The sequence below is a fragment of the Flavobacterium sp. AJR genome, assembly GCF_002156885.1.
Taxonomy (GTDB): domain Bacteria; phylum Bacteroidota; class Bacteroidia; order Flavobacteriales; family Flavobacteriaceae; genus Flavobacterium.
In genome coordinates this window covers 1-2,218 of record NZ_NCWQ01000176.1, presented here as the reverse complement: position 1 = coordinate 2,218, position 2,218 = coordinate 1, and the positions used below count along the sequence as shown (strand labels likewise).

General features: G+C 30.4%; 4 protein-coding genes. All 4 read left to right on the top strand.

Annotation, left to right across the window (positions count from 1 at the left end):
• The first annotated feature begins 221 nt into the window (after positions 1-221).
• The 4 genes from B8T70_RS23385 (at position 222) to B8T70_RS23370 (ending at position 2,132) form a co-directional block, all read left to right on the top strand.
• The gene (locus B8T70_RS23385; protein ID WP_086896426.1) at positions 222-701 is read left to right on the top strand and encodes a BON domain-containing protein; all 480 of its coding nucleotides are present in this window, start codon (positions 222-224) and stop codon (positions 699-701) included.
• A gap of 7 nt (positions 702-708) precedes the next feature.
• A complete protein-coding gene (locus B8T70_RS23380; RefSeq protein ID WP_039116358.1) occupies positions 709-1,080 on the top strand; it encodes a LysM peptidoglycan-binding domain-containing protein in 372 nt (123 codons plus the stop codon).
• 186 nt (positions 1,081-1,266) lie between these two features.
• The gene (locus B8T70_RS23375; protein ID WP_086896425.1) at positions 1,267-1,707 is read left to right on the top strand and encodes a nuclear transport factor 2 family protein; all 441 of its coding nucleotides are present in this window, start codon (positions 1,267-1,269) and stop codon (positions 1,705-1,707) included.
• Between the two features lie 8 nt (positions 1,708-1,715).
• Positions 1,716-2,132 (top strand): NIPSNAP family protein, encoded by a 417-nt coding sequence (locus B8T70_RS23370; protein WP_086896424.1) that lies wholly within the window; start codon positions 1,716-1,718, stop codon positions 2,130-2,132.
• Positions 2,133-2,218: the final 86 nt, after the last annotated feature.

The window sequence follows — 2,218 nt, the reverse complement described above, 5'->3', positions numbered from 1 at the left end:
AGTTGGATTCAATTTTTTAAGAAATAATATTAATGGTTCTTAGGTTGGAAATACTCGTAGTTACTGAAAATAGGTGTTGCATAACTAAAAGTTTTAGAGTTATTCAATACTTTGATTTTTTAGTAATTGATTAAAATTTAATTTGTAAGATAATTTGTAATATTTTGTTGTTTTGTCCGTTAACTTTAAATCGTTTAATTAATTTAAAAAAAAACATGATTATGAAAATTAAGTCTATTTTGTTAGGAATGAGTTTAGCTTTTTTATTAGTGGCTTGTGGTCCCAAAGATGCAGATATTCAAAAAGAGATTGCTGCAAAAATGGGTGACATGCCAGGAATGGAAGTTACTGTAAAAGATGGTATAGCTACTATTTCGGGAGTTTGTAAAGATGCTGCTTGCAAAGAAAGCTGTGAGGCTATTGCAAAAGGAATTAAAGGAGTGAAATCGGTAGTGAATAACTGCGAAATTGCGGCACCTGAGCCTGTAGCTACTGCTGCACCTGTTGTAATTAATGCCGATAGTGTTTTAAATACTTCGATAAACGAGGTAGTAAAAACGTATAGTGGTGTAACTGCTACAGTTTTGGATGGTGTAGTAACACTTAAAGGTGATATTAAAAGAGACCAATTACCAGCTTTGATAAAAAGTGTACAAGAATTGAAACCTAAAAAAGTTGAAAACAAGTTAACTATTAAATAAAGATTTTATGAGTTTACAAGATAAATACAGAGAATTAACAAGTTTAGCTACTGATTTAGGTATCGCTAATTTGGAAGTAAGAGAGCAGGATAATGTTTTGTATGTTGATGGAACTGCAAAATCTGCTGAGGACAAAGAAAAACTTTGGGCTGTTTACGGAAAAATTGATCCTGATTTTAGAGCAGCTGATGTTGTTATGAATATTGCTGTTGCTGAGGGAACAACAACAGATTATACTGTTGTAGGAGGTGATTCCTTATCAAAAATTGGAAAAGCACATGGAGTTTCATGGCAAGCAATTTACGAAGCTAATAAAGATGTGATTAAAAATCCTGACCTAATACAAGTTGGGTGGAAATTAAAAATACCAACAGCATAATTTACTTATGTTGTTATTCTTAAAAGTCTATCATTTTATGATGGACTTTTTTTATGGATATAGGTTACTTATTTGGTTGCTTGGTTATTATGAGTATAATATATATCAAGAAATGTTTTTTTTATATTAAAATCTATTATTTTTATCTGTGAAATTTATAGGCTAATAGAACTTAATGAATTAATTATGAGAAAAATAAAATTGTTATTTTTTTTACTTCTGGTAAGTAATCTAAATTTTGGACAAAGTAAGACTGATGAGGATTCGATTAAAGCAATTATTGAAAGTGCTTATATAGGCGGAATACACAATGGAGGGCCAATTGAAGATATACGAAAAGGTTTTCATCCTACTTTTAAAATGTTACGATTAGATAACAATGATGTTGTGTCGGTTGCATTGGATGAATGGATAATAGGAATTGAAAAGGGACGTAAGCAAAATGCTGGTAAACCAATAATAAAGGCTGAAAGTGAATATTTGAATGTAATAGTATCAGGAAATGCAGCAACAGTTGTTATGAATGTATCTAAGAACAAAAAGAAGATTTTTACAGATCATCTGACACTCTATAAATTTTCGGAAGGTTGGCGAATTGTTTCAAAAGCATTTTATAGAATCCCATAATTTTAGATATGAAACTACTTTTATTGACTCTGTTATTAATTACAACATCGGTTGTAAAATGTCAAAATACAATTGCTGTATCTGGTGATAATAAAGTGACTCCGATTTATGAGTTACGTATTTATGAAATATTCGAAAATAACAAAAAGGGTTTTCATGATCGATTTAGAAATAATGCAATGGAGATTATGAAGAAATACAATTTTAAAATTTCTTCGATTTGGGAATCAAAATCAGATAAGAAAACAGAATTCGTTTATCTTTTGGAATGGACTGATGAAGCTACAATGAAGAAAGCTTGGGAACAATTTCGAGCCGATAAAGAATGGATAGAAATTAAAAAACAAACTAGTACTAAATTTGGTGATTTAATAGGTAATATTGAAGATCGAGTTTTGACAAAAATGGATTATTCGCCATATTGATTATCTTAGTTGTTAGCTAGCGCGAGCGTCCCGCTCGTGACTACAGTGTTAAGAAAGTCATCAAAATCTTGCCTTATAAATGTTCA